The sequence below is a fragment of the Agrobacterium sp. 5Ca39 genome, from assembly GCF_055382365.1.
In genome coordinates, this window is sequence record NZ_AP026436.1 from 623,512 (window position 1) to 646,124 (window position 22,613).

General features: G+C 60.3%; 17 protein-coding genes. 8 read left to right on the forward strand and 9 right to left on the reverse strand.

Annotated elements, in window-relative coordinates; genetic code table 11:
• Positions 1-16: 16 nt before the first annotated feature.
• Entirely contained in the window at positions 17-2,983 is a 2,967-nt protein-coding gene (locus ACZ47E_RS03065; protein ID WP_278067317.1) for a bifunctional [glutamine synthetase] adenylyltransferase/[glutamine synthetase]-adenylyl-L-tyrosine phosphorylase, read from the forward strand.
• Positions 2,984-3,240: 257 nt separating this feature from the next.
• On the opposite strand, the gene ACZ47E_RS03070 is transcribed toward ACZ47E_RS03065, so the two are convergent.
• The 3 genes from ACZ47E_RS03070 to pepN form a co-directional block, all read right to left on the reverse strand.
• The gene (locus tag ACZ47E_RS03070) at positions 3,241-5,577 is read right to left on the reverse strand and encodes a PAS domain-containing sensor histidine kinase (RefSeq protein WP_037091513.1); all 2,337 of its coding nucleotides are present in this window, start codon (positions 5,575-5,577) and stop codon (positions 3,241-3,243) included.
• A gap of 236 nt (positions 5,578-5,813) precedes the next feature.
• Positions 5,814-6,134, reverse strand: a complete 321-nt coding sequence (locus ACZ47E_RS03075) for a carboxymuconolactone decarboxylase family protein (RefSeq protein WP_022555876.1) — start codon at positions 6,132-6,134, stop codon at positions 5,814-5,816.
• 134 nt (positions 6,135-6,268) lie between these two features.
• Positions 6,269-8,917 carry an aminopeptidase N gene (pepN, locus tag ACZ47E_RS03080; protein ID WP_278067318.1) on the reverse strand — a complete coding sequence of 883 codons (2,649 nt, stop codon included), beginning with the start codon at positions 8,915-8,917 and terminating at the stop codon, positions 6,269-6,271.
• Between the two features lie 438 nt (positions 8,918-9,355).
• Here pepN and ACZ47E_RS03085 point away from each other — a divergent pair, with 438 nt between their 5' ends.
• Positions 9,356-10,291 carry a DMT family transporter gene (locus tag ACZ47E_RS03085; RefSeq protein ID WP_004440828.1) on the forward strand — a complete coding sequence of 312 codons (936 nt, stop codon included), beginning with the start codon at positions 9,356-9,358 and terminating at the stop codon, positions 10,289-10,291.
• A 252-nt stretch (positions 10,292-10,543) separates the two neighbouring features.
• Here ACZ47E_RS03085 and ACZ47E_RS03090 read toward each other — a convergent pair whose 3' ends face one another.
• The 3 genes from ACZ47E_RS03090 to ACZ47E_RS03100 all read right to left on the reverse strand — a co-directional run bounded on the left by ACZ47E_RS03090 (position 10,544) and on the right by ACZ47E_RS03100 (position 13,129).
• Positions 10,544-10,735: a hypothetical protein gene (locus ACZ47E_RS03090; RefSeq protein ID WP_004440829.1), complete on the reverse strand. Its 192-nt coding sequence runs from the start codon at positions 10,733-10,735 to the stop codon at positions 10,544-10,546.
• A gap of 152 nt (positions 10,736-10,887) precedes the next feature.
• On the reverse strand, positions 10,888-11,787 hold the full coding sequence (locus ACZ47E_RS03095) for a uracil-DNA glycosylase (RefSeq protein WP_006699367.1): 900 nt from the start codon (positions 11,785-11,787) through the stop codon (positions 10,888-10,890).
• Between the two features lie 43 nt (positions 11,788-11,830).
• Positions 11,831-13,129: an Hsp70 family protein gene (locus tag ACZ47E_RS03100; protein ID WP_006699368.1), complete on the reverse strand. Its 1,299-nt coding sequence runs from the start codon at positions 13,127-13,129 to the stop codon at positions 11,831-11,833.
• Between the two features lie 414 nt (positions 13,130-13,543).
• Here ACZ47E_RS03100 and ACZ47E_RS03105 point away from each other — a divergent pair, with 414 nt between their 5' ends.
• A complete protein-coding gene (locus ACZ47E_RS03105) occupies positions 13,544-14,521 on the forward strand; it encodes a GGDEF domain-containing protein (RefSeq protein WP_278067319.1) in 978 nt (325 codons plus the stop codon).
• A gap of 13 nt (positions 14,522-14,534) precedes the next feature.
• On the opposite strand, the gene ACZ47E_RS03110 is transcribed toward ACZ47E_RS03105, so the two are convergent.
• Positions 14,535-15,323, reverse strand: coding sequence for an SDR family oxidoreductase (locus ACZ47E_RS03110; protein WP_004440837.1), 789 nt, complete (start codon positions 15,321-15,323; stop codon positions 14,535-14,537).
• A gap of 180 nt (positions 15,324-15,503) precedes the next feature.
• Here ACZ47E_RS03110 and ACZ47E_RS03115 point away from each other — a divergent pair, with 180 nt between their 5' ends.
• Positions 15,504-16,424, forward strand: coding sequence for a cation diffusion facilitator family transporter (locus ACZ47E_RS03115; RefSeq protein WP_004440840.1), 921 nt, complete (start codon positions 15,504-15,506; stop codon positions 16,422-16,424).
• Positions 16,425-16,500: 76 nt separating this feature from the next.
• Here ACZ47E_RS03115 and ACZ47E_RS03120 read toward each other — a convergent pair whose 3' ends face one another.
• Positions 16,501-16,626, reverse strand: a complete 126-nt coding sequence (locus ACZ47E_RS03120) for a hypothetical protein (RefSeq protein WP_004440843.1) — start codon at positions 16,624-16,626, stop codon at positions 16,501-16,503.
• A gap of 453 nt (positions 16,627-17,079) precedes the next feature.
• On the opposite strand from ACZ47E_RS03120, the gene ACZ47E_RS03125 reads away from it, so the two are divergent.
• Together ACZ47E_RS03125 and ACZ47E_RS03130 are read left to right on the forward strand one after the other, a co-directional pair.
• A complete protein-coding gene (locus ACZ47E_RS03125) occupies positions 17,080-18,744 on the forward strand; it encodes an electron transfer flavoprotein-ubiquinone oxidoreductase (RefSeq protein WP_006699372.1) in 1,665 nt (554 codons plus the stop codon).
• A 351-nt stretch (positions 18,745-19,095) separates the two neighbouring features.
• Positions 19,096-19,836 carry a pentapeptide repeat-containing protein gene (locus tag ACZ47E_RS03130; RefSeq protein WP_004440847.1) on the forward strand — a complete coding sequence of 247 codons (741 nt, stop codon included), beginning with the start codon at positions 19,096-19,098 and terminating at the stop codon, positions 19,834-19,836.
• 83 nt (positions 19,837-19,919) lie between these two features.
• Here ACZ47E_RS03130 and ACZ47E_RS03135 read toward each other — a convergent pair whose 3' ends face one another.
• Positions 19,920-20,936, reverse strand: a complete 1,017-nt coding sequence (locus tag ACZ47E_RS03135) for a zinc-binding alcohol dehydrogenase family protein (protein ID WP_278067320.1) — start codon at positions 20,934-20,936, stop codon at positions 19,920-19,922.
• 103 nt (positions 20,937-21,039) lie between these two features.
• Between ACZ47E_RS03135 and ACZ47E_RS03140 the strand changes: the two genes are divergently transcribed.
• Together ACZ47E_RS03140 and ACZ47E_RS03145 are read left to right on the forward strand one after the other, a co-directional pair.
• Positions 21,040-21,429, forward strand: a complete 390-nt coding sequence (locus ACZ47E_RS03140) for a winged helix-turn-helix transcriptional regulator (RefSeq protein ID WP_004440851.1) — start codon at positions 21,040-21,042, stop codon at positions 21,427-21,429.
• Between the two features lie 122 nt (positions 21,430-21,551).
• Complete coding sequence (locus tag ACZ47E_RS03145) at positions 21,552-22,388, forward strand: undecaprenyl-diphosphate phosphatase (protein ID WP_022555883.1); 837 nt, start codon at positions 21,552-21,554, stop codon at positions 22,386-22,388.
• The last annotated feature ends 225 nt before the right edge of the window (positions 22,389-22,613 follow it).

Consider the following 22,613-nt stretch of genomic DNA (forward strand, 5'->3'; position numbering starts at 1 on the left):
GAGAGGGAGAGAAGCATTGACGAAACCGGAAAGCGCCGAAAGGCGGCTGAACGACGTGCTGGCGGGCGTGATCCGCCCCTATACGCAGACCGAGCTGAAATCCGTGCTCTCCACTCTGAAAGACATCGGCAGAAGCGAGCCGGCGGTGGCCGCGCTGCTTGCCGACGAAAGCGCCCTGAAAGACTTCGTTGCCGCGGCCTTCACGCTCTCCCCCTACCTGCGCGACATGGCGGCGGCCGATGAGGGGCTGTTGTCACTGGCCATTTCAAAACCTCTGGAGCCACTGCTCGCCGATCTCGTGCGTCAGGCGCGCGATTGCTGGAAACCGGGAGAGGACGGCGGCATACCGAGCGAAAACGAGGTAATGTCGAGGCTCCGGATCGCCAAACGGCGGCTCTCCTTCGTCGCGGCACTTGCCGATCTCGCCCGTATCTTCACTGCGCGTGACACGACCCGCTGGCTGAGCGACATGGCGGATGCGGCACTCTCTGCCGCCATCGATCACCTTCTGCTGTCGGCCCATGAGAGTGGCAAGCTGAAACTGAAGGATGTTGCCGCCCCCAGCGAAGGATCGGGCCTCATCGTGCTCGGCATGGGTAAGCTCGGTGCCCGCGAACTCAATTATTCCTCCGATATCGACGCCGTGGTGTTTTTCGAACCCTCCGCCGGGATCATGGACGACCCCTACGACGCGACGGAGAATTTCGGACGCATGATGCGCCGTCTGGTGCGCATCATGCAGGAGCGCACGGCCGATGGTTATGTCTTCCGCACCGATCTGCGGCTGCGGCCAGACCCGGGCTCCACACCGCTCGCCATCCCCGTGGAAGCGGCACTGCTTTATTACGAGGGCAGGGGCCAGAACTGGGAGCGCGCTGCCTATATCAAGGCACGGCCGGTGGCGGGCGATATCAAGGCGGGTGAGAATTTCCTGCGCGAGCTCACGCCCTTCATCTTCCGCAAATATCTCGATTATGCGGCGATTGCCGATATTCATTCCATCAAGCGGCAGATCCACGCCCATAAGGGCCACGGCGCGATTGCGGTGAAGGGCCACAATGTCAAGCTCGGGCGCGGCGGCATCCGCGAGATCGAGTTTTTCGCCCAGACGCAGCAGCTGATCGCCGGCGGCCGAATGCCGGCGCTGCGGGTGCGCGCAACGCAGGAGGCGCTGGCGGCGCTGACCGAGGCGAAATGGATCGACGCCGAGACCCGTGACAGCCTGACGGATGCCTATTGGTTCCTTCGCGAGGTGGAACATCGCATCCAGATGGTGCGCGATGAGCAGACCCATGTGTTGCCCGATACCGAAGCCGAACTGAAGCGCATCGCCTTCATGCTGGGTTTCGAGGATACCAAGGCCTTCTCGGAAAAGCTGGAAGAGGTGCTGCGGCTGGTGGAGCGGCGTTATTCGGCGCTGTTCGAACAGGAAGTGAAACTGTCAGGCGAGGCCGGCAATCTGGTGTTCACCGGTCAGAAGGACGATCCCGATACGTTAAAGACGCTCTCCGCCCTCGGTTTCGAGCGGCCGGAGGATATCTCCCGCGTCATCCGCACCTGGCACAATGGCCGTTACCGGGCGACTCAGTCGGTCGAGGCCCGCGAGCGGCTGACGGAATTGACGCCGGACCTGCTGCGCGCCTTTGGTGAGAGCAAGCGGGCCGACGAGGCGCTGCTGCGCTTTGACAATTTCCTCTCCGGCCTGCCGGCAGGCATCCAGCTTTTCTCGCTGCTCGGCAACAACCCGGCGCTGCTCGACCTGCTGGTAACGATCATGTCCTCCGCGCCGCGTCTGGCCGAAATCATCGCCGCCCGCCCGCATGTCTTTGACGGCATGCTGGACCCGGCTTTGATGAGCGACATCCCGACACGCGACTATCTCGCTCACCGCATGGGCAGTTTCCTCTCCAATGCCCGCCATTACGAGGATATTCTCGACCGGCTGCGTATCTTTGCCGCTGAGCAGCGCTTCCTCATCGGCGTGAGGCTTCTGACCGGCGCGATCCGTGGCGAAGTCGCCGCCCGTGCTTTCACGCATCTTGCCGATCTGGTGATCGAGGCGGCGTTGAATGCGGTGCTGGCGGAGATGGAGGCGGCACATGGGCCCTATCCCGGCGGCCGTGTCGCCGTGATGGGAATGGGCAAGCTCGGCTCCTTCGAGCTGACGGCCGGATCGGATGTCGATCTCATCCTGCTTTACGATTATGATGATGCCGCCCATGAATCGACCGGCGCAAAACCGCTCGATGTGGTGCGTTATTTCACCCGCGTGACCCAGCGGTTGATTGCCGCCCTGTCGGCCCCGACGGCAGAAGGCGTGCTTTACGAGGTCGACATGCGGCTTCGCCCCTCCGGCAACAAGGGGCCGGTGGCGACCCGCATTTCCGCCTTCGAAAAATACCAGCGTGAGGAGGCCTGGACCTGGGAGCACATGGCGCTGTCGCGCGCCCGCCTGATCTGCGGCGATGCCTCGCTGATGGAAGATGCGCGCCGCATCATTGCTTCCGTCCTGTCGCAAAAGCGGGATGTGGCCAAGGTCTCGGCCGATGTGCTGGAAATGCGCAGCCTCATCGAGCAGGAAAAACCGCCGGAAAATAATTGGGACTTCAAGCTCATCAATGGCGGCCTGATCGACCTCGAATTCATCGCCCAATATCTGGCGCTGGTAGGGCCTGCGAAGGGGCTTGCCGCGCACGAACCGGGGCGCAACACGGCAGAAGCGCTCCAGGCGCTCGCCGCTCCGGTCATGGAGCCGCAGGCCCTCGATGACTGCATGGCGGCGATGGGGCTTTATACCGAGATATCGCAGATCGTAAGGCTGTGCATCGACGGCACGTTCAACCCCAAGGAAGCGCCGGCGGGATTGATCGATCTTGTGTGCCGGGCAGGTGATTGCCCTGACATTTCCACGCTTGAGGGAGAGGTGAAGCGGTTATCCAAGGCGGTGCGGAAGGCGTTTGTGGCGGTGGTGAAGAACGGGTGATGTGGTGGGTGTGGCGTGCGCCATTTGCGCTGGTGAGTCTGGCTTCACCCCCCTCTGTCCTGCCGGACATCTCCCCCTCAAGGGGGGAGATCGGCAGGACGCCCTCTCGCCACTTCATCCTTGACCGTTGAGATGGTCGAAAGCTGGCCTCATATCGATCTCCCCCCTTGAGGGGGAGATGTCCGGCAGGACAGAGGGGGGTGTCGCGCATTCGACCTTAACGTATCGCAGCACATTCAGCGCGTCCGACGCCCAACTCAATGCACCGTCCCACAAACCCCCGCCGCATGCGGAATAATAATCGTCACCACCGTGCCACGCCCCTCACAGGAACGAATTTTCATCGTTCCGCCATGCAGCTTCACCAGCGAGCGGGAAATCGCAAGCCCGAGACCGGAGCCGCCCTGGCTCTTGGCATATTGGCTCTGCACCTGCTCAAAGGGCTGACCGATCTTTTCCAGCGCCTGTGTCGGAATGCCGATACCGGTGTCGGCGATGGTGAGGATCATCGCAGCCTCATGCACATGGGTGCGCAGCGCAATGCTGCCGCCGTCGCCGGTGAATTTCACGGCGTTGGAGAGCAGGTTGAGCATGATCTGCTTCATGGCGCGGCGGTCGCCCTGCATGGTGAGGCCGGCGCAGACCTTCTGCTGCACGGTGATGTTCTTCTGTTCGGCCTGGATGGCAGTCAGACGCAGGGTCTCTTCGATCAGCGGCGCGAGATCGATGGTCTCGCGATTGATGCGCATATGGCCCGCCTCAATCTTCGACATGTCGAGAATATCGTTGATGACGTTGAGCAGATGTTTGCCACTGTCATGGATGTCGCGCGCATATTCGGAATATTTGGGAGAACCCACGGGGCCGAACATCTCGTTCAGCAGTATTTCGGAGAAGCCGAGGATGGCGTTGAGCGGCGTGCGCAGCTCATGGCTCATATTGGCAAGGAATTCCGATTTCGCCCGGTTGGCGGCCTGGGCGCGCTCTTTTTCGGCAAGGTAGTTGGCGTTGGCGTCAGAAAGCTCGGTCTTCTGGCGCTCCAGCTTGTGCTGCGAGGCGGAGAGATCGCCGATGGTGGCCATCAGTCGCCGCTCGGAATCGCGCAGCCGTTCCTGGTGGCGCTTCAGAAGCGTGATGTCGGTGCCGACTGAGACGAGGCCGCCATCGCGGGTGCGGCGTTCGTTGATCTGCAGCCAGCGATCGTCGGCAAGCTGCACCTCCGTGGTGCGGGACAGGCCGGACTGATCGGGATCGGCAACGCGACGTTCGACGACCGGCCGGGCTGCTGCGGCATAAACCGTGGATTTCTCCGTGCCTGCCACCAGCACGCTGTCCGGCAGGCCATAGGCCTTCTGGTAATGGGTATTGCACATCACGAGACGGTCGTTCTTGTCCCACAGCACGAAAGCTTCGGACGTGGATTCAATGGCGTCGGCAAGCCGCTGGTCGGCCTCGGCATAGCGCTGCGCAAGGCGGTGCTGTTCGGTGACATCCATGGCAATGCCGATGACGCGCGGCCCGTTATTGGTGCGGATGACCTGGGCGCGGGCGCGCAACCAGACATAATGGCCCTTGGTGTGGCGCATGCGGAAGATCTGGTCGATCTGGCGCAGGTTGCCGCAGCCGACAGCCCGGGCGAGCTCATAGAGATTGCCGTCTTCGGAATGCATCATTCGCGCCGCATCGGAGAAGGAGAGCGGTGTCGCCCTGGGCGGCATACCGAGAATCTCGTAAAGCGAACCGGACCAGAACATGCGCCGGGTGGAAAGGTCGAAATCCCACAGGCCGCAACGGCCGCGCGAGAGCGCCGTCTCCACCCGCAGGTTGGATTCGGCGAAGATGTCGTCGGCATCGCGGGCGCGCTTCACCTGCATGTAATAGGCATAGAGCACCACGAGCAGGATGGAGGAAATGCCCGCGAACAGCGTGACATTCATGGCGATTTCGCTGCGCCAGAACGAGCGGATCGGCTGCAGGGACCGCGCCGCGATGACCATGGCACCATCGTTTCCGAAGGGGATCATCGTCGCGTAATGCTGCTGGCCGTCTATATTGGTCTCGATGGTTCCGGGAGCGCCGGGAAAACGCTGCACGATGGCGATTTCCGGCAGCAGGGCAGGCAGGGAGGTGCCAATGTAAAGCATTGCCTCCTTGCCGGAACCGGCAAAAATACGACCGTTGCTGCCCGACAGCAGCACCATGGTACCATCGGCAAGACTTCCCTGCGGCAATGCGGCGACAAGGCTTGCCTCGGCGCGGGTGCGGTCCTGCGAGGTGAAAACAGTGCCGTCGTTCAGCAGGGCCGCCTTGGCGGTCAGCGCCGTCAAAGCCGTGGAGTGGCGGGCGGCTTCTTCCATGCGGCTGTATTCGGCGACGATGCCCAGCATGCGCGAGGCCGCCACGACCACCAGAAATGCGAGGATCAGAATGGGAATGAGGCGCTTCAGCAGGGTCTCGACCTGCGGCATGGGCCGCTCCGCGCCGCTCATCAAACCCATCAGGTCACTGGAAAGCTTTTCGCCCCAGGCCGCTAGATCAGAAAATTTGGCATACGGCCGCTCATCGCCCGCAGTCGCCCGCCGCACGTTCGTCATTGTCCCGCCTTTTAGATGTCCCCGTGATTCGAAGCGCCGCCGCTCGAATATCTCTAATGAATCAAATGCGATTCGCCCTGTCCAGAGGCAAAAGTTAAAAGAATTTTAACCCCTTGAACCGACTCCGTATTTTTTCGGGACAGTCTGCTTCCGCTTCGGCAAAAGCGGGATTCATGAAGAAAAACAGTGAGCCGGCGCTTCAATTCCGGCTGCTTGGGAATGCCGCGTGTAACGTTTCAGGCTCCGTCGAAGGCATCGAGAGCAGGACCAAGCGCGCTGATCACGCCATTTCCGGCGGCAGGAAGACCGGTGAGCACCGCGCTGATGATATCGTCACGGCTCGCACCGCGCGCCTTGGCTTCCATCACATGAAAACCGACGCCGCTTTCCAGGCGGAGGGCGGCAAGAATGCCGATGTAGATCAGGCTCTGTGTCTTCACGTCGAGCGTGGACGCGGCCCCGAGAGCCTGCACGGCCTGAAACCACGCCGCCTTATGGTCTGGAGCATCGCTGATGAAACGCTGAAACGAAGCGCTTGTTCTGGACATATCCGTCATCTGAGGTTCCTGTCTGATCCCGGGCCACCCGCGGCCCTTCGCACGAAGGATGCTGCATGATGCACGACGCCGCCTTGATGGAAATCAAGACGGTGTCGCGGAATGGGTCAGAATGTCGGAGCTTCGGCGGAAAGTCAGCCCTTCAGGATACGCCCGACGATATCGCTTACATCCGTCGAGAGGCCTTTCGCCTCGGCAATGGTGGAAAGCGCTGCTTTCGCATGGTCGGCGCGGCTTGCCTCAAGTGAGCGCCAGGAGCGCATGGACGTGAGAATGCGGGCGGCAAGCTGCGGATTGCGTTTGTCGATGGCGATGATCTGCTCTGCGAGGAACCGATAGGCGGCGCCATCGGCACGGTGAAAGCCGGTAGGATTGGAAAAGGCGAGCGTGCCGACGAGCGAACGTACCCGGTTCGGATTGGTGGCGATGAAATGTTTCGATTTCATCAGTGCCTTGATACGATCAAGCGCGCCTTCGCCGGGAATGGCGGCCTGCAGCGAAAACCACTTGTCGAGCACGAGTGCATTGTCGGCGAAGCGTTTTTCGAAAGCGGCAAGCGCTTCCTTCGTTTCCGCGCTGTCGGGGAAGCGCTGCGTCAGCACGCTGAGTGCATGGGCGAGATCGGTCATGTTGGTGGCGCCGGCATAGGCCTTCGCCGCCCGCTCCGGCGTTCCCTCGGCAAAGGCGAGGAAGGTCACCGCACCGTTGCGCAGTGAACGCCGCCCGGCGCTTCCGGCATCGGGGCTGTAGGCCTCGCCATTGGCGGCATCGTCGGCAAGCCGCCGCAGTGTGTCCTGGCCGGCTGTCGCAATCGCCGTGATCGTGGCGTTGCGCGCCTTGTGGATGGCATCGGGATCCGTGTTTCCACCGAGTTCGCGGGCGATATCGGTCTCGCTGGGCAGGGCGAGTGCCTGCGCCCGGAATGCTGGTTCAAGCGCGTCGTCGCCGATGATTTCGATGAGCGTCGCGATCAGGTCGGCATCGGTGCGGACGTCTTCGCCTTTCTGCACCGCCTTGGTGGCGGCGATCAGCACGGGCAGGGCGAGATCGGTCAGCGCCTGGAAACGCGCGAACATATCCGTCTCATGCCGGGCAATCTGCACCAGGTCGGCAGCATTCTGCTCGAAATGCAGGTTGATCGGCGCGGAGAAGCTGCGGTTGATCGACAGCACCGGCCGCGAGGAAATGCCAGAGAAGGAGAAGGTCTGGTTGCGCTGGGTCAAATGAAGTACGCCGTCGCGATACTCGCCGCCTTCGACGGCCTGTGGTTCGGCGATCTGACCATTATCGAGGATCAGCGCCAGCGAAAGCGGAATGTGGCGTGGCTGCTTCACCGGCTGGCCGGGGGTCGGCGCGGTCGTCTGTTCCAGCGTCAAGCTGAAAGTGGCCTTGCCGGCATCGTAAGCGGACGAAACGGAGACTAGCGGCGTGCCGGCCTCGGTGTACCATAGCGAAAACTGCGAGAGATCGCGGCCGCTGGCATCGGCAAAGCTCCTGACGAAATCCTCAACCGTTGCAGCTTCGCCGTCATGACGTTCAAAATAGAGGTCCATGCCCTTTTTGAAGTCTTCAGCGCCGAGGATCGTGGCGATCATGCGGGTGACTTCGGCACCTTTTTCATACACGGTCGTCGTGTAGAAGTTGTTGATTTCGCGATAGGTATCCGGGCGCGGCGGATGCGCCAGCGGACCGGAATCCTCCGGGAACTGCTCCGATTTCAGGTGGCGCACATCGGCAATGCGCTTCACCGGCCGCGAGCGCATGTCGGAGGAAAATTCCTGATCGCGATAGACCGTCAGGCCTTCTTTCAGGCACAGCTGGAACCAGTCACGGCAGGTGATACGATTGCCTGTCCAGTTGTGGAAATATTCATGCGCAATGATGCGCTCGATATTGGCATAGTCCGCATCCGAGGCGGTTTCCGGGTCGGCCAGCACGAATTTGTCGTTGAAGACGTTGAGACCCTTGTTCTCCATCGCGCCCATGTTGAAATCCGACACGGCGACGATCATGAAGATGTCGAGGTCGTATTCGCGGCCGAAGCGCTCTTCGTCCCATTTCATCGAACGCTTCAGCGCATCCATGGCATAGGCAGCGCGCGGCTCCTTGCCGTGCTCGACATAAATCTTCAGCGCCACTTCCCGTCCGGACATGGTCGTGAAAGTATCTTCCACCACGCCGAGATCGCCGGCAACGAGAGCGAACAGGTAGCTCGGTTTCGGATGCGGATCAAACCAGGCCGCGAAGTGACGGCCTTCGCCGTAATTGCCGCCGCCCAGGAAATTGCCGTTCGAGAGCAGCAGCGGATTACCTTCCTTTGCCGCGATGATCGTCACCGTATAAGGCGCCAGAACATCCGGACGGTCGGGGAAATAGGTGATGCGGCGGAAACCTTCCGCTTCGCATTGGGTGCAATAAACGCCATTGGTTCGGTAAAGCCCCATCAGCTGCGTATTGACCTGCGGGTTGATGTAATTGGTGACGCAAATCTCGAAGGGAGATTCAGCGGGAAGGTCGCGGATGGTCAGGCTGTCCGGTGTGGCCTCATATTGAGCGGCCGGCAGCTCCACCTGGTCGAGCAGCAGGCTGGAAAGCTTCAGCTCGTCGCCATCAAGAACCAGCGGTGCATGCCGGTCGGCGCTTTCGCGCCGGTGGAAGATCAGACGGGCTTCGACCTTGGTATTTTTAGGGTCGAGTTCGAAGGTGAGATCCACCCGCTCCAGAACGAAATCGGTGGGGCGGTAATCCGCCAGGTGAACGATCTGGCCCGTGTCTGTTCGCATGACTGTCCCTGAATAACTTTGCGTGGTCTTCCCGGCATCATGTCGTCATAAGGCCCGGATGTAAAATGGGTAGAATATTCGTCACGATCATGTGCGCGTCGGAGGACATTCTGTCCCGCCATGGAAGGCTTTGCCGGCCATGCAGACGATCCTCCCCGCTGCCGGACCAACGGACCATCGCAGCAAATGTTGAACGATTGCTGAAATTATATTTTATTTTCTTCAAATTTTAGCGCGTGCCACTTTTTGCCTTCGCGCCTGCCTTGCGAGGCTTCGATTTCTCCACGCCATCAACCGAATTCAGGGATAAATCACAATTTTTGTTGTAAAGCGCCGGAGGAATGCTCTAGCCTTGCGCAAATCCAATTCCCCCGCGTCGTCTCCCCCGCATGAAACTTCCCGATGGCGTGTCTGCGCAGCCGATATGAGTAACTGCTAATGAACGCCGAACCGATGAATCCCTTCCGCGGGATCAGCATGAAGCTGATTTCGGTTGGCTTTTTTCTTGTCATGCAGACCTGTATCAAGGCCGCGGGGGATGTGCCGGCCGGCCAGATCACCTTCTTTCGTTCGGCTTTCGCCATCATTCCGATTGTCGTTTATCTTGCCTGGCTTCACGCGCTCGCAAGTGCGCTGCACACCAACAATCTCCTCGGCCATTTCAAGCGCGGTTTTCTTGGAATCCTCTCAATGGCCTGCGGCTTTTACGGGCTGACCATGCTGCCGCTGCCGGAATTCATCGCCATCGGTTATGCCTCGCCACTTCTCGCGGTGGTTTTTGCCGCCTTTATCCTGCATGAGAAGGTGCGCATTTATCGCTGGAGTGCAGTCTTCGTGGGAATGATCGGCGTGCTGGTCATTCTCTGGCCGAAGATGACGCTTCTCAGGGAAGGCGGGTTTGCCGCGGGTGAGGGGCTGGGCGCCATTGCCGTGCTGTGTGGTGCCGCCCTTGGCGGGCTGGCGATGATCCAGGTGCGGCAATTGGTGGAAACGGAAAAGACGCCAACCATCGTGCTTTATTTTTCGCTCACCGCCACCCTGCTGTCGCTCATCAGCGTTCCCTTCGGCTGGAGCGTGCTGACAGTGACGCAGACCCTGCTTCTGATAACCAGCGGCATCTGTGGCGGCGTCGCGCAAATCTTCCTGACGGAGAGTTACCGGCACGCCGAGGTCTCGGTCATCGCGCCCTTCGAGTACAGTTCCATCGTCTTCGGCATCGTGGTTTCCTACGTCCTTTTCGGAGACATACCCACGCTGACGATGCTCATCGGCACGGCGATCGTGATCCTGGCCGGCATCTTCATCATTTTCCGTGAACATCAGCTGGGATTGGCGCGACGCGCGGCGCGCAAGGCCTCGACGCCGCAGGGGTGAGGAGCGCTATTGCCGGTGTTTCAGGGCAACCGCTTCCGTCATCCCGGCCTTGAGCCGGGATCCAGCCGACGCGCGTCCGCGCGGCGAAGGAGTTCTTTCAGCCCAAGGACTTGGGCTGGCTGGATGCCGGATCAGGTCCGGCATGACGGAGACTTATGATCCTACACCCACAAAAGCAAAAGGCGCCTTCCCGAGGAAAGACGCCAGCGCGCAATCATATCTGTAAGCCAGTGTAAGCCGGCTGAGTGCTTCTCAGCGCTCGCGGAAATCCGCGAAGACTGCCGAGGGACGCGTCACGCGGACCTGCTGCATGGCAGCGCGTGCGGTCAACTGTTCGTTAGCGGCTGCGCCGAAACGATGGTAGCCCTGACTGGAGCGAGGGCCGAGGCCCGCCAGGCGGAGCGATTCAAAGCCGGAATGCACCGGACGGAAGCGAGTGGTCATTGCCTTGGTTCCTTTAACCGAAATTCCTCCCAAGACATGGCCGTATATCGCAGCGCAGCATGGATTCGGCAAGTTGACCAAATGCGCCGCTGTTATGCGTAATGCGCATGGCTATTTTCATAATTCATTTACATTGAGCAGGAATGAGGCAATCAGCCTTCGGCGATCTTTGCCCGAAACATCAATAAATCCTGCCATGCCAAGGACTTACTGGCCGGCGCGTTCAATAGTTCCTGGGGGTGCAGGCTGGCGAGCGCCGGCAAAACAAGGTGTCCGGCTGCGACATCACGCCACTGTCCGCGCAATGTATGGATCGTGCCGGTGCCGCCAAAGAAGAAACGTGCGGTAAAGTTGCCCAGAAGCAACAGGTGTTTTGGCTCCGCAAGGGCGATCTGGCGCTCGATGAAGGGGCGGCAGATATCCATTTCGGCTTGGGTCGGCGGGCGGTTGCCCGGTGGCCGCCACGGCACCACATTGCCGAGCATGATGGTGCTGCGCTCAAGGCCGATGGCCGCCAGCATCCGGTCAAGCAGCAGGCCGGTCTTGCCGGCAAAGGGCAGGCCCTCGCGATCGTCATCCGCATCCGGCATGGGGCCGATGACCATGATGCCCGAGGAAGCGTCACCTTCGGTGAAGATCGTATTGCGGGCGCTGTTCTTGAGGTTGCATCCGGAAAAACCCTCAAGCGCGGTTTTCAGTTCGGCAAGCGATCTCGCGCTTTCTGCGGCAAAACGCGCCGCTGCCACCGCCTGCTCATCCGGCATGGCGACATTCTGCTGAACGGCTGGACTTGCCGGCGCTCCGCGCGCGGGAGCGCTGCGCGTTGCTCCCTGCCGCTGCGGCACATCGGCGCCGCGATCCGCGGGCCTTTCAGTCTGCCGTGCAGATGTCGCCGCCGCCTGAACAGGCGCGGACCGGGCAGGGCGGGCGGCGGCAAATTCGGCGAAACGGTCTACGGGCGCCTCTTCCAGCAACCAGTCGACGCCCGCATCCGCATGGAAATGCAGGAGGGCGGCGAGTTCGGCCGGGGAGAGGTCTTGAGCGGCGATCATGGGCGGAAATTACCCCATGTTCCCCGCCCGGGGAACCCGCAAATCACACTGTCCAGCGCTGAATATCGCCGCTTTCGCCGATCATGGCCAGACCATGGGCAATCGAAAGCAGCTCGCCGCCGCTTTCGATGCGATCGGCGTCGAAACGGCGGGTGAAAAGCTCCCGCACCGCCGGCACGAAGGAGGTTCCGCCGGTCAGGAACACCTTGTCGATCGCATCTGGCGCAACCTGCGTCTTTTCCAGAACCTCGTCTAGCGCTTCTTCTATCTTGGCAAGGTCCTCGGCGATCCAGCTGTTGAAATCGCTGCGCTTCACCATCTTGCGTCCGGCCTTGCCGAGCGGCGCAAAGTTGAACTCCGCTTCTTCCGCCGAGGAGAGCGCCATCTTGGTGGCGGAAATAGCCTGATAGAGCGGGTAGCCCTCGTCATGCTCAACGAGGTCGATGAACATTTCCAGCTTTTCCGGCTCCAGCGCCGAGCGCACCAGCGACTTCAGATCGGTGAATTCCTTCGAGGTCTTGAAGATCGACAGCTGGTTCCAGCGGCCGAAATTCACGTAATAGCCGGAGGGCACGTCCAGCACCTTGTCGAAACTCTTGAACTTGCTGCCCTTGCCGATCTCCGGCGACACCAGATTGTCGATCATGCGGAAGTCGAAATGATCACCCGCAACACCGACGCCGGAATGGCCGATGGGGGTGGCGGAAAGCTTGCCGGCATGGGTTTCGAAACGGATGAGCGAATAGTCGGTGGTGCCGCCGCCGAAATCCGCCACCAGCACATTGGCGTCCTTCTTCAGGCTTTGCGCGAAATAATACGCGGCCGCCACCGGCTCATAGACATAGTGGATTTCGGGAAAACCGGCCCGGCTCAGCGCCTCGTTGTATCGGGCAAGCGCCAGCGTCTCGTCCGGATTGCTGCCGGCAAAACGCACCGGCCGGCCGGCAATGACAGTCGATACATCATCGGGCCATTCCGTCCCGGCATAGGTCTTCAGCTTGCGCAGGAACACTTCCATCAAATCCTCGAAGCTCTGCCGCTTGGCGAAGATCAACGTGCCCTGAAACAGCGGTGACGCCGCAAACGTCTTGATCGATTGCAGGAAACGGCAGTCGCCGGCATTGTCGATGAACTGGCGGATAGCGGCGTGGCCCGCCTCCACATGCAGGGCGGCCGCGCCGAGGCCGGCGTCCTTCATGAAGGAGAGGGCCGTGCGCATGCTGTCATCCGTGCCGGCGCTGCTGGTAAAGCGCATGGAATGGCTTGCGCCACCATTGTCGGAAAGAGCCATGACCGTATTTGTCGTGCCGAAATCGAGGCCGAGAGCCCGCTTTTGCGTCATCGCCATATTCCTTGTGTCGATAGAAGAACCCGCCCGGCCCTGGATGGCCCGGCGTGAAAATAAGGGATGCTCTTGGCACCCCGATGTCAGAGGAGGGCGGTTGATTGCACAGGGCGGGCGGAATGGCAAGCGCCGTGGGTCTTTTTTCGGTCGAACGCCCGTGCCCGCGCGCCAGTCGCAAAGTTGCGGCAATCCTGGCAACGCATGGTAAACGGGATTACAATTCCTTTAAGAAAGAACAGTGTAGTTCTAGGCGACGGCTTTAAGGGAATTCTGTTAAAGTCAGCTTTGTCGAAGTAAGCGGATCGAAGACGTATCCACTTTGCTGTCGAGCGTAAATATTTATTAAATTTCGGAATGTCCATATGGACATGCTGTATTTGGTTTTCGGTCGTTTTTAGTTTTGGAAATTATATGCCCCACGAAATCAGCCAGCATGCAGTGGAGGATGCAGCGCCGGACGATGCCGGTGTCGTTCAAGGCGATATGGGCGTTTTCTCCCGGCAGCTCATGGCCCTTCTGGAAGCATCGCAGCAGGGATACGCTTTGTTTGATGGCGGCGATGAGTTGCGGTTCGCCAACAGCGCCTTCCGCGCCGCGCTCGGTATCGGACAGCGCGATTTCCCGAGCTGGGTGGAACTGATGCGCAGTGGTTTTCGCAACGCGACCGGTACGGCCATCGAGACATCGGATTTCGAACTCTGGCTGCGCTCGGCCAAGACGAGGCGCGGCAAGCTGCCGTTCCGGACCATTGAGACCAGTCTCAATGACGGGCGCTGGATACTGACGACCGAGACCACGCTGCCGGGAGGCTGGATGCTATGCGTGGTCACCGATGTTTCCGAACTTGGCATCGAATTGCGCGATCTGCGCCAGGAGCGGGACAGGGCGCTGAAATCCGCCCTGAGCGACGAGCTGACCGGGCTCGGAAACAGACGTTACGCCATGGATGCGCTCAACCACCTGCTTGGGCCCAACAAGGCGCAGGCGCTCGCCGTCATCATCATGGATATCGACCACTTCAAGAGCGTCAACGATCGCTTCGGCCATGCCTACGGCGATCTCGTGCTGAAGGATTTCGCAGGACGACTGTCCGCCGCTGCCGGGCGTGACGACCTTCTCGGCAGGATTGGCGGGGAAGAGTTTTTGCTGGTGCTCAGTGGCTCGCGCATGCACGGCGCCGAAAGCCTGATGCGCCAGCTCCTGTCGTCACTGGCCGATGCAGCCCCTCTGCGCGACATGCCCGAGTTTCGCTACAGCTGCTCCGCCGGGATCGCCTTTGCCAATCCCGGGGAGAGTACCAGTGACGTTTTGCGCCACGCCGATACCGCGCTTTATGAAGCCAAGAATACCGGGCGGAACCGCTACGTGGTTTACGGAACGGCGTCGTGACAGCACCCAGTCGTCAGTTCGACTTTGCCGCGCCGCCATCCACCCTGAGCATCGTGCCGGTGATGTAGCTTGCGGGCACCGAGCAGAGGAAAGCGCCGGCGGCAGCGAACTCCTCCACCGTGCCGAGGCGGCCTGCGGGAATGCTCTTGACCGAGGCCTCGCGGATTTCCTCGATGCTCTTGCCGAGACGCTTTGCATTGGCGCCATCGAGCTCATCGATGCGGTCGGTGTGGATGCGGCCGGGCAGAAGCAGGTTTGAGGTAATGCCGAAACCGGCCACTTCGGAGGACAGCGTCTTGCTCCAGCCCACAAGCGCGCCGCGCAACGTGTTGGAAAGGGCGAGATTGGCAATCGGCTCGAATACGCCTGACGAGGCGACGGTGAGGATGCGGCCGAAACCCTGCTCCTTCATGCCGGGTAGAAGCGCATTGGTCAGCGTGATGACCCGCAGCACCATCGACTGGAAGAATGTATCCAGCTTCTCCGCCGTCATCTCCTGAGCGAGGCCCGGCGTCGGGCCGCCGGTATTGTTGACGAGAATGTCGATGCCGCCGAGCTTTTCCCTGACGGCCTGAACCATGGCCTCGACAAAATTGTCGTCGGCAAGATCACCCCAAACCCAGTCGGCCTTGCCTTTGCCAAGGGCGTTGATGGCCTTGCAGTTCGCTTCCAGCTTTTCACCGCTCCTGCCGACGAGAAGGACATTTGCACCCTCCTTTGCCAGCGCCGTCGCAATGCCAAGCCCGAGGCCGCGTGAAGAGGCGAGAACGAGGGCGCGTTTGCCGGAAATGCCGAAATCCATGGGTTTTGTCCTGTCTTGTGAGTGCTGCATGTGGTGTTTATAGAGCATTTCCAGGAAAAGTGGACCCCGGTTTTCCGTCTGGAAATGCGCCGAAACAAAGAGTTAGGCGTTTTCTCGATTCGAGGAAAAGCAAAATCCCCCTGTGAAGGCGGGCCCGGTTTTGAAGGTCGAACAAGTGTCATGACAGAACAATCTTTGCTGAAATTCTCGATTGCCGTCACGGTTCTGCTGGCGTTGTTCGGCATCGGGGCGGGCCTGTTTTCCGGCTCCTTCGCGGTCGTCTTCGACGGTGTCTACGCCCTGACGGATGCTTTCATGACGGTGCTCGCATTGCTCGTGGCGCGGCTGATCGCCGCCGCCGCGGCACCCAGGCCGGGCGGCCGGCTGGTGGAGCGCTTCACCATGGGCTTCTGGCATCTGGAGCCAATGGTGCTCGGCCTCAACGGCACGCTTCTGATGGGGGCGGCGATTTACGCGCTCATCAATGCCATCGACAGCCTGATGGATGGCGGCCGGTCGATCGAGTTCGATTACGCCATCATCGTCACCTTCGTCAGCTTCGCCGTCTCGCTCGCCATGGCATGGTTTGTCAAACGGCAGAACCAACGGCTGAAATCCGCCTTCGTGGCGCTGGACGCCAAAAGCTGGCTGATGAGCGCGCTGCTGAGCGTGGCGCTGTTCATCGCTTTCGCCATCGGTTACGGGCTGACGGGAACGTCGCAGGCATGGCTGTCGCCCTATGTCGACCCGGCCGTGCTGGCGCTGGTCTGCCTCGTCATCATTCCCATGCCGCTCGGCAATGTGAAACAGGCGCTGGCCGACATACTTCTTGTCACCCCGCTGGAGTTCAAACAGCATGTCGACAGGGTGGCGGGGGAGGTCGTGGCGAAGTTCGGCTTTTCCTCGCATTACTCCTATGTGGCCCGGGTTGGCCGCGGCCGCCAGATCGAACTCTTCTTTATCGTTCCCAGAAACTGGCCACCGCGGCGCCTTGAGGAATGGGATGCGATCCGCGACGAGATCGGCGAAGCGATAGGCGGCGAGGGGAGTGACCGTTGGCTGACGATCGTGTTCACGACGGATGAAGAATGGGCTGTTTGAGCGGGGTGTGGAAAGCAAGGTCTGCTTCGTCCCCGGGAGTGGGCCAAGTGGCCCGCGCCTTTAAAACTGGCGGCGCTCACGGTCCCTTGGTTTCGTTTTCCTTCTTCGCCTGATCATGATGCCATTTGATGGCGAAGAACATGCCCGTTCCCAATACGAGAATTTTGAACGGCAAGAAGACGATAGGGAAGAAGTCCCACATTTCAGATATTCCAGCTATGACGTGACGATATATTTCTTGGGAATATTAGCTCAAAACCGCTGCGTCCGACACCGGCCATATTGACGCAGATGCGGTCGCGATCTCCCTTGTCATGCGATCGGCCCGCCCATCAATCGCTTTTGGCCGCCTGATTATAGGCTGGCTATGCCTGCCCAATGCCCGCAACCCTTGACGCATTCCCCCGTCGATCATATCCTCATTATTACGTGAACGTAAAAGTAATAAACAATCATCAGGTTGTCTGACAATTGACTGGCGTGCGACATGTTTTGCCGCTATAGAAGCTCGACAAAGGCGTGCCGCTTTGCAAAGACGGATGCTGATGGATACGGTGTCGCGGATGGACTTTTTGTCCGGCGCAGGCGGTGCGTCGCAGGTGTGGAAAAGACGATAACAACAGCCGGATGGGACCGGCGATCTGAGAGGATGGAAATGACGGAAGCGATGGAACTGCCCGAACGCGAAGCGATGGAATTCGACGTTGTTATCGTCGGTGCGGGTCCGGCCGGTCTTGCCGCCGCAATCCGGCTGAAGCAGGTGGAGCCGGAGCTCTCCGTCGTTGTGCTGGAAAAGGGCGCGGAAGTCGGTGCCCACATCCTCTCCGGCGCCGTGGTCGACCCCATCGGCATCGACAGGCTGCTGCCGGGATGGCGCGACGAGGAGGGGCATCCCTTCAAGACCGAGGTCAAGGACGACCAGTTCCTGTTCCTGGGGCCGGCGGGCTCCATCCGCCTGCCGAACGCCATGATGCCGCCATTGATGAACAATCATGGCAATTACATCGTCTCGCTTGGCCTCGTCTGTCGCTGGCTGGCGGAAAAGGCGGAAGGGCTCGGCGTCGAGATCTATCCGGGCTTTGCCGCCACGGAAGTGCTTTATAACGACGAAGGCGCTGTCATCGGCGTTGCCACCGGCGATATGGGCATCGAGAAGAATGGCGAGCCGGGCCCGAACTTCACCCGTGGCATGGAACTGCACGGTAAATACGTGTTGATCGGCGAGGGCGTGCGCGGATCGCTCGCCAAGCAGCTGATTTCCAGATTCGACCTGTCCAAAGATCGCGAGCCGCAGAAATTCGGCATCGGCATCAAGGAGCTCTGGCAGGTCAAGCCGGAGAAGCACAAGCAGGGCCTCGTGCAGCACTCCTTCGGCTGGCCGCTCGGCTTCAAGACCGGCGGTGGCTCTTTCCTGTATCACCTGGAAGATAACCTCGTTGCCGTCGGTTTCGTGGTGCATCTCAATTACAAGAACCCCTATCTCTATCCCTTCGAGGAATTCCAGCGGTTCAAGACGCATCCGGCGATCCGCGATACGTTCGAGGGCGGCAAGCGCATTTCCTATGGCGCGCGCGCCATCACGGAAGGTGGTTACCAGTCAGTGCCGAAGCTCACCTTCCCGGGCGGCGCGCTGATCGGCTGTTCCGCCGGCTTCGTCAACGTGCCACGCATCAAGGGAAGCCATAATGCGGTTCTCTCGGGCATGCTCGCGGCGGAAAAGATCGCCGCGGCGATTTCCGCCGGCCGCGCCCATGACGAGGTTACCGAGATCGAGGCCGAATGGCGCGAAGGCGATATCGGAAAGGACCTGAAGCGGGTCCGCAACGTCAAGCCGCTCTGGTCGAAGTTCGGCACGCTCATCGGCGTCGGCCTCGGCGGTCTCGACATGTGGACGAACCAGCTGTTCGGTTTCTCTTTCTTCGGCACGCTGAAGCACGGCAAGACGGATGCGCAGAGCCTGGAGCCCGCCTCCAAACACAAGCCGATCGCCTATCCGAAGCCGGATGGCGTTCTGACCTTCGACCGCCTGTCCTCCGTCTTCCTGTCGTCCACCAACCATGAAGAGGACCAGCCGGTCCATCTTCAGGTGAAGGACATGGAGCTGCAGAAGCGCTCCGAACACGACGTCTTTGCCGGTCCCTCCACGCGTTATTGTCCAGCCGGCGTTTATGAGTGGGTGGAGAAGGACGGCCAGGAAGTCTACGTCATCAACGCCCAGAACTGCGTGCACTGCAAGACCTGCGACATCAAGGATCCGAACCAGAACATCAATTGGGTGCCGCCGCAGGGCGGCGAGGGGCCGGTTTACGCCAACATGTGACGGTGAAGCGATCCTGCCTCATGATGCTCGGGCTTGTCCCGAGCATCTGCAACGGGTGATTTTACGATAGGTGGACGGATACTCTGCGGAGCGCTGTTTCCGTCGGCGAAAGCTCGTCGCGGTCATGCAGTTCGTCGGTCCGCCTGGTTCATTGTGTCTGCCACGGCACCAGAGCAGCGCCATTGCCCTCTTTCCCGTCAGTATTTGTGGATTGCTCTTCGATTTCTTACATATAGGATGTTGGGGCGTTGTAGCATCATGTGGCCTGTGGATCGCGGGCAGTGAATGCGATAACGCCTTGAACGTGCATATGGTCCTAGGTGCCGTCGCCAGACGGCAGGGAGTGAAGGAATGTCCGGCTTTCAAAGGCTGAATATCGTGCGGAAGACAGGCTTGGCTGGCAGCGTCGCGGCGCTTGCGATGGCTGCCTTTTCTTTCACTGGCAATCCGGTGGCTGCCGCGAGCTGTCGTTCCGATGCCATGGCCGGCATAGACTGGCGCGAATGCAACAAGCGCCTCCTGATGCTGGGCGGCAGCAATCTCGACTCGGCGATGCTCTACGGTACGGATTTCACTTATACGGATCTGCGCGGTTCGTCGCTGAAGGGCGCTAACCTTGAGAAGGCCAAGCTCATCCGCGCTGCCCTTGGCGAGGCGAACCTTCAGGGCGCCAATCTGACGAAGGTGGAAGCCTATCGAAGCGATTTTTCCGCCGCCGATGCCACCAACGCGAAATTCGTGAATGCCGAAATGCAGCGAACCAAATTCGAAAACACCAAGCTGGACGGCACGGATTTCACCAAGGCTGAACTCGGCCGCGCCGATTTCGAGGGCGCAACGCTGAACGGCTCGAAATTCTCGCTCACCAACCTGTCGCGGGCCCGGTTCGGTGGCGCGAAGCTGGGTGGCCCGGTCGATTTCACCAGCGCCTTCCTGCTGCTGACTCGGATTGAGGGGGTCGATCTTTCCACGGCCACCGGCCTTGACCAGAAACAGATCGACATCGCCTGCGGCGACGCCAAGACCAAACTGCCGAATGGCCTGACGGCGCCCGCCTCCTGGCCGTGCCCGGAAGATCCCGACGACGAGTGATAAAAGGCCGCGCGGTTTTGCGCGGCCCGAACCTCTCCGTAAGCGGAAGGGAAGCGTTCGCCATGCGAACGCTTCATCGGCGATCAGAAGCCCGAAAGCACGATCTTGCCCTTGGCCTTGTTGCTCTCGATCAGTGCATGCGCCTTGATAAGATTTGCGGCATTGATGGTGCCGAAAACCTCGGTCAGCGTCGTCTTGATCTTGCCGGCATCGACAAGCTCGGCCACGTGGTTGAGCAGCTTGTGCTGCTCGATCATGTCAGGCGTCTGGAAAACGGCGCGGGCGAACATCATTTCCCAATGGATGGATATGCATTTGCGCTTGAACGCCATGATGTCGAAACCGCCAGCCGGATCGTCGATCAGGGCGAAACGGCCCTGCGGTGCGATGGTCGCCACGCTGTCGGCCGCGTGGATGTCGCTATGGGTGGTGGAGAAGACGAAGCCCGGCGCACCGAGGCCAAGCGCCTCCACCTGCGGCGCGATGGGCTTGCTGTGATCCACGACGTGATGCGCGCCGAGTTCCTTTACCCATTCGATCGTTTCCGGCCGCGAGGCAGTCGCGATCACGGTCAGGTCGGTCAGCGCCCGCAGAAGCTGAACGGCGATGGAACCGACGCCGCCCGCGCCGCCGATGACGAGAACGGCGCTGGCTGCACCCGGAACCGGCTCATTCACCCGCAACCGGTCGAATAGGGTCTCATACGCGGTGATGGCGGTCAGCGGCAGCGCGGCGGCTTCCTCGAAATTCAGGGACTTCGGCTTGGCACCGACGATGCGCTCGTCGACCAGATGGAATTCGCTGTTGGAGCCGGGACGGTTGATGACGCCGGCGTAAAACACCTCATCACCCGGTTTAAGCAGCGAAACCTTGTCGCCAACGGCCTTCACCACACCCGCTGCATCGAAGCCGAGCACACGGGCCTCGCCGTTTTCCGGCGACTGGTTCCGACGTACCTTGGTATCGACGGGATTTACCGAAACGGCTTTCACCTCCACCAGAATGTCGTGTCCCTTCGCTTCCGGCTGGGGCAGATCGATGTCGATGAGGGCATCCTTGGCGGTGATGGGCTGGCTCGTCCTGTAACCGATGGCGCGCATGAAAAGTCTCCTTTGCTTGTTTGCGTGCCTCTTACTTGATACATATGAACAAAGATCGCAAGAATGCACATTTTGTGATGATACATACAAAAAGGATACTGTGATGTCGCGACCACGCGCCAAGCTCACCGGCAACTTTCCCGGCTGCCCGGTGGAATCGGCCCTGAGTTTTCTTGATGGCAAATGGAAAGGCGTGATCCTCTATCACCTCATCAATGAGGGGACACTGCGCTTCAACGAACTGCGCCGCCATATTCCAAGTGTCACCCAGCGCATGCTGACCAAGCAGCTACGGGAACTGGAGGAGGCGGGTTTGATTTCGCGGACCGTTTTCCCCGTCGTGCCGCCGCGCGTGGATTATGCGTTGACACCGCTTGGCGAGACGATGCGACCGGTGATTTCGGCACTGAAAAGCTGGGGCGATGCGCACGTCGTCTGCAAAAACGGCGCGAAATACACGCAGCTTCCGCAGGTGGCGGAGAAGGCGGCCTGAAAGAAATCACGGGTAAGAGCACGTGCCGTGGACATCATTTTTCATGGTGCGATGCAACACGGATTTGCCCCGATTGATGCATAATGCTGCCATCTCGATTCGCAGCAGGGACATCAAAGCACATGAGCATGGGTTGGATGGAGGCCGGATTTCTCGGTCTTTTGCAAGGACTTACGGAGTTTCTCCCAATTTCGTCGAGCGCGCATCTGAGGATCGCCGGGGAGTTCCTGCCCTCCGGCGCCGACCCCGGCGCTGCCTTCACCGCCATTACCCAGATCGGCACGGAAATGGCCGTGCTAGTCTATTTCTGGTCCGACATCATGCGGATCGCCGCCGCCTGGCTCCGGCAAAACCTTCGTCTCGGCCCCTATGACAAGGCCGATGCACGTCTCGGCTGGCTGATCATCGTCGGCTCCGTGCCCATCGTGCTGCTTGGCCTTCTCTTCAAGGACGCCATCGAGCATTCGCTCCGAAACCTCTACATTACTGCCGTGATGCTGATCGTGTTCGGTATCGTTCTTGGCGTCGCCGACAGGATCGGGAAAAAGCGCTACAAGCTCAACCAGCTGATCTGGCGTGATGGTATCCTCTTCGGTTTCGCGCAGGCCATGGCGCTCATCCCCGGCGTTTCGCGTTCCGGCGGCACCATCAGCGCCGGCCTGCTTCTGGGTTATACCCGCGAGGCGGCGGCCCGTTATTCCTTCCTGCTCGCCGTACCCGCCGTCTTCGGCTCCGGTTTCTACCAGCTGTTCAAAAGCATCGGCGAAGACAATCCGGTGGGCTGGGGCCCGACAGGCCTCGCGACCCTGATCGCCTTCATCGTCGGTTACGCCGTTATCGTCGTTTTCCTGAAGCTGGTTTCGACCAAAAGCTACATGCCCTTCGTCTGGTACCGCGTGGTCATCGGCGTCATTCTTTTGGGGCTGCTGGGAACGGGCGTGATCAACGCGGGTGGGTGATGGGCTTTCCGGGAACCATACTTTTGGCAGAGTTGCATCATCCGCACGCCGTCACCCCGGACTAGATCCGGGGTCAAGCGCGATCAAGTCATTGATCGTAAAAGACTCTTCTCACGGCGCAGACGCGCCGTGGCTGGATGCCGGATCAAGTCCGGCATGACGGAGGAGAGATTATGACGTGCCGCGAAATGTAGAAGGCCCGCTCTTTCGAACGGGCCTTTCGTC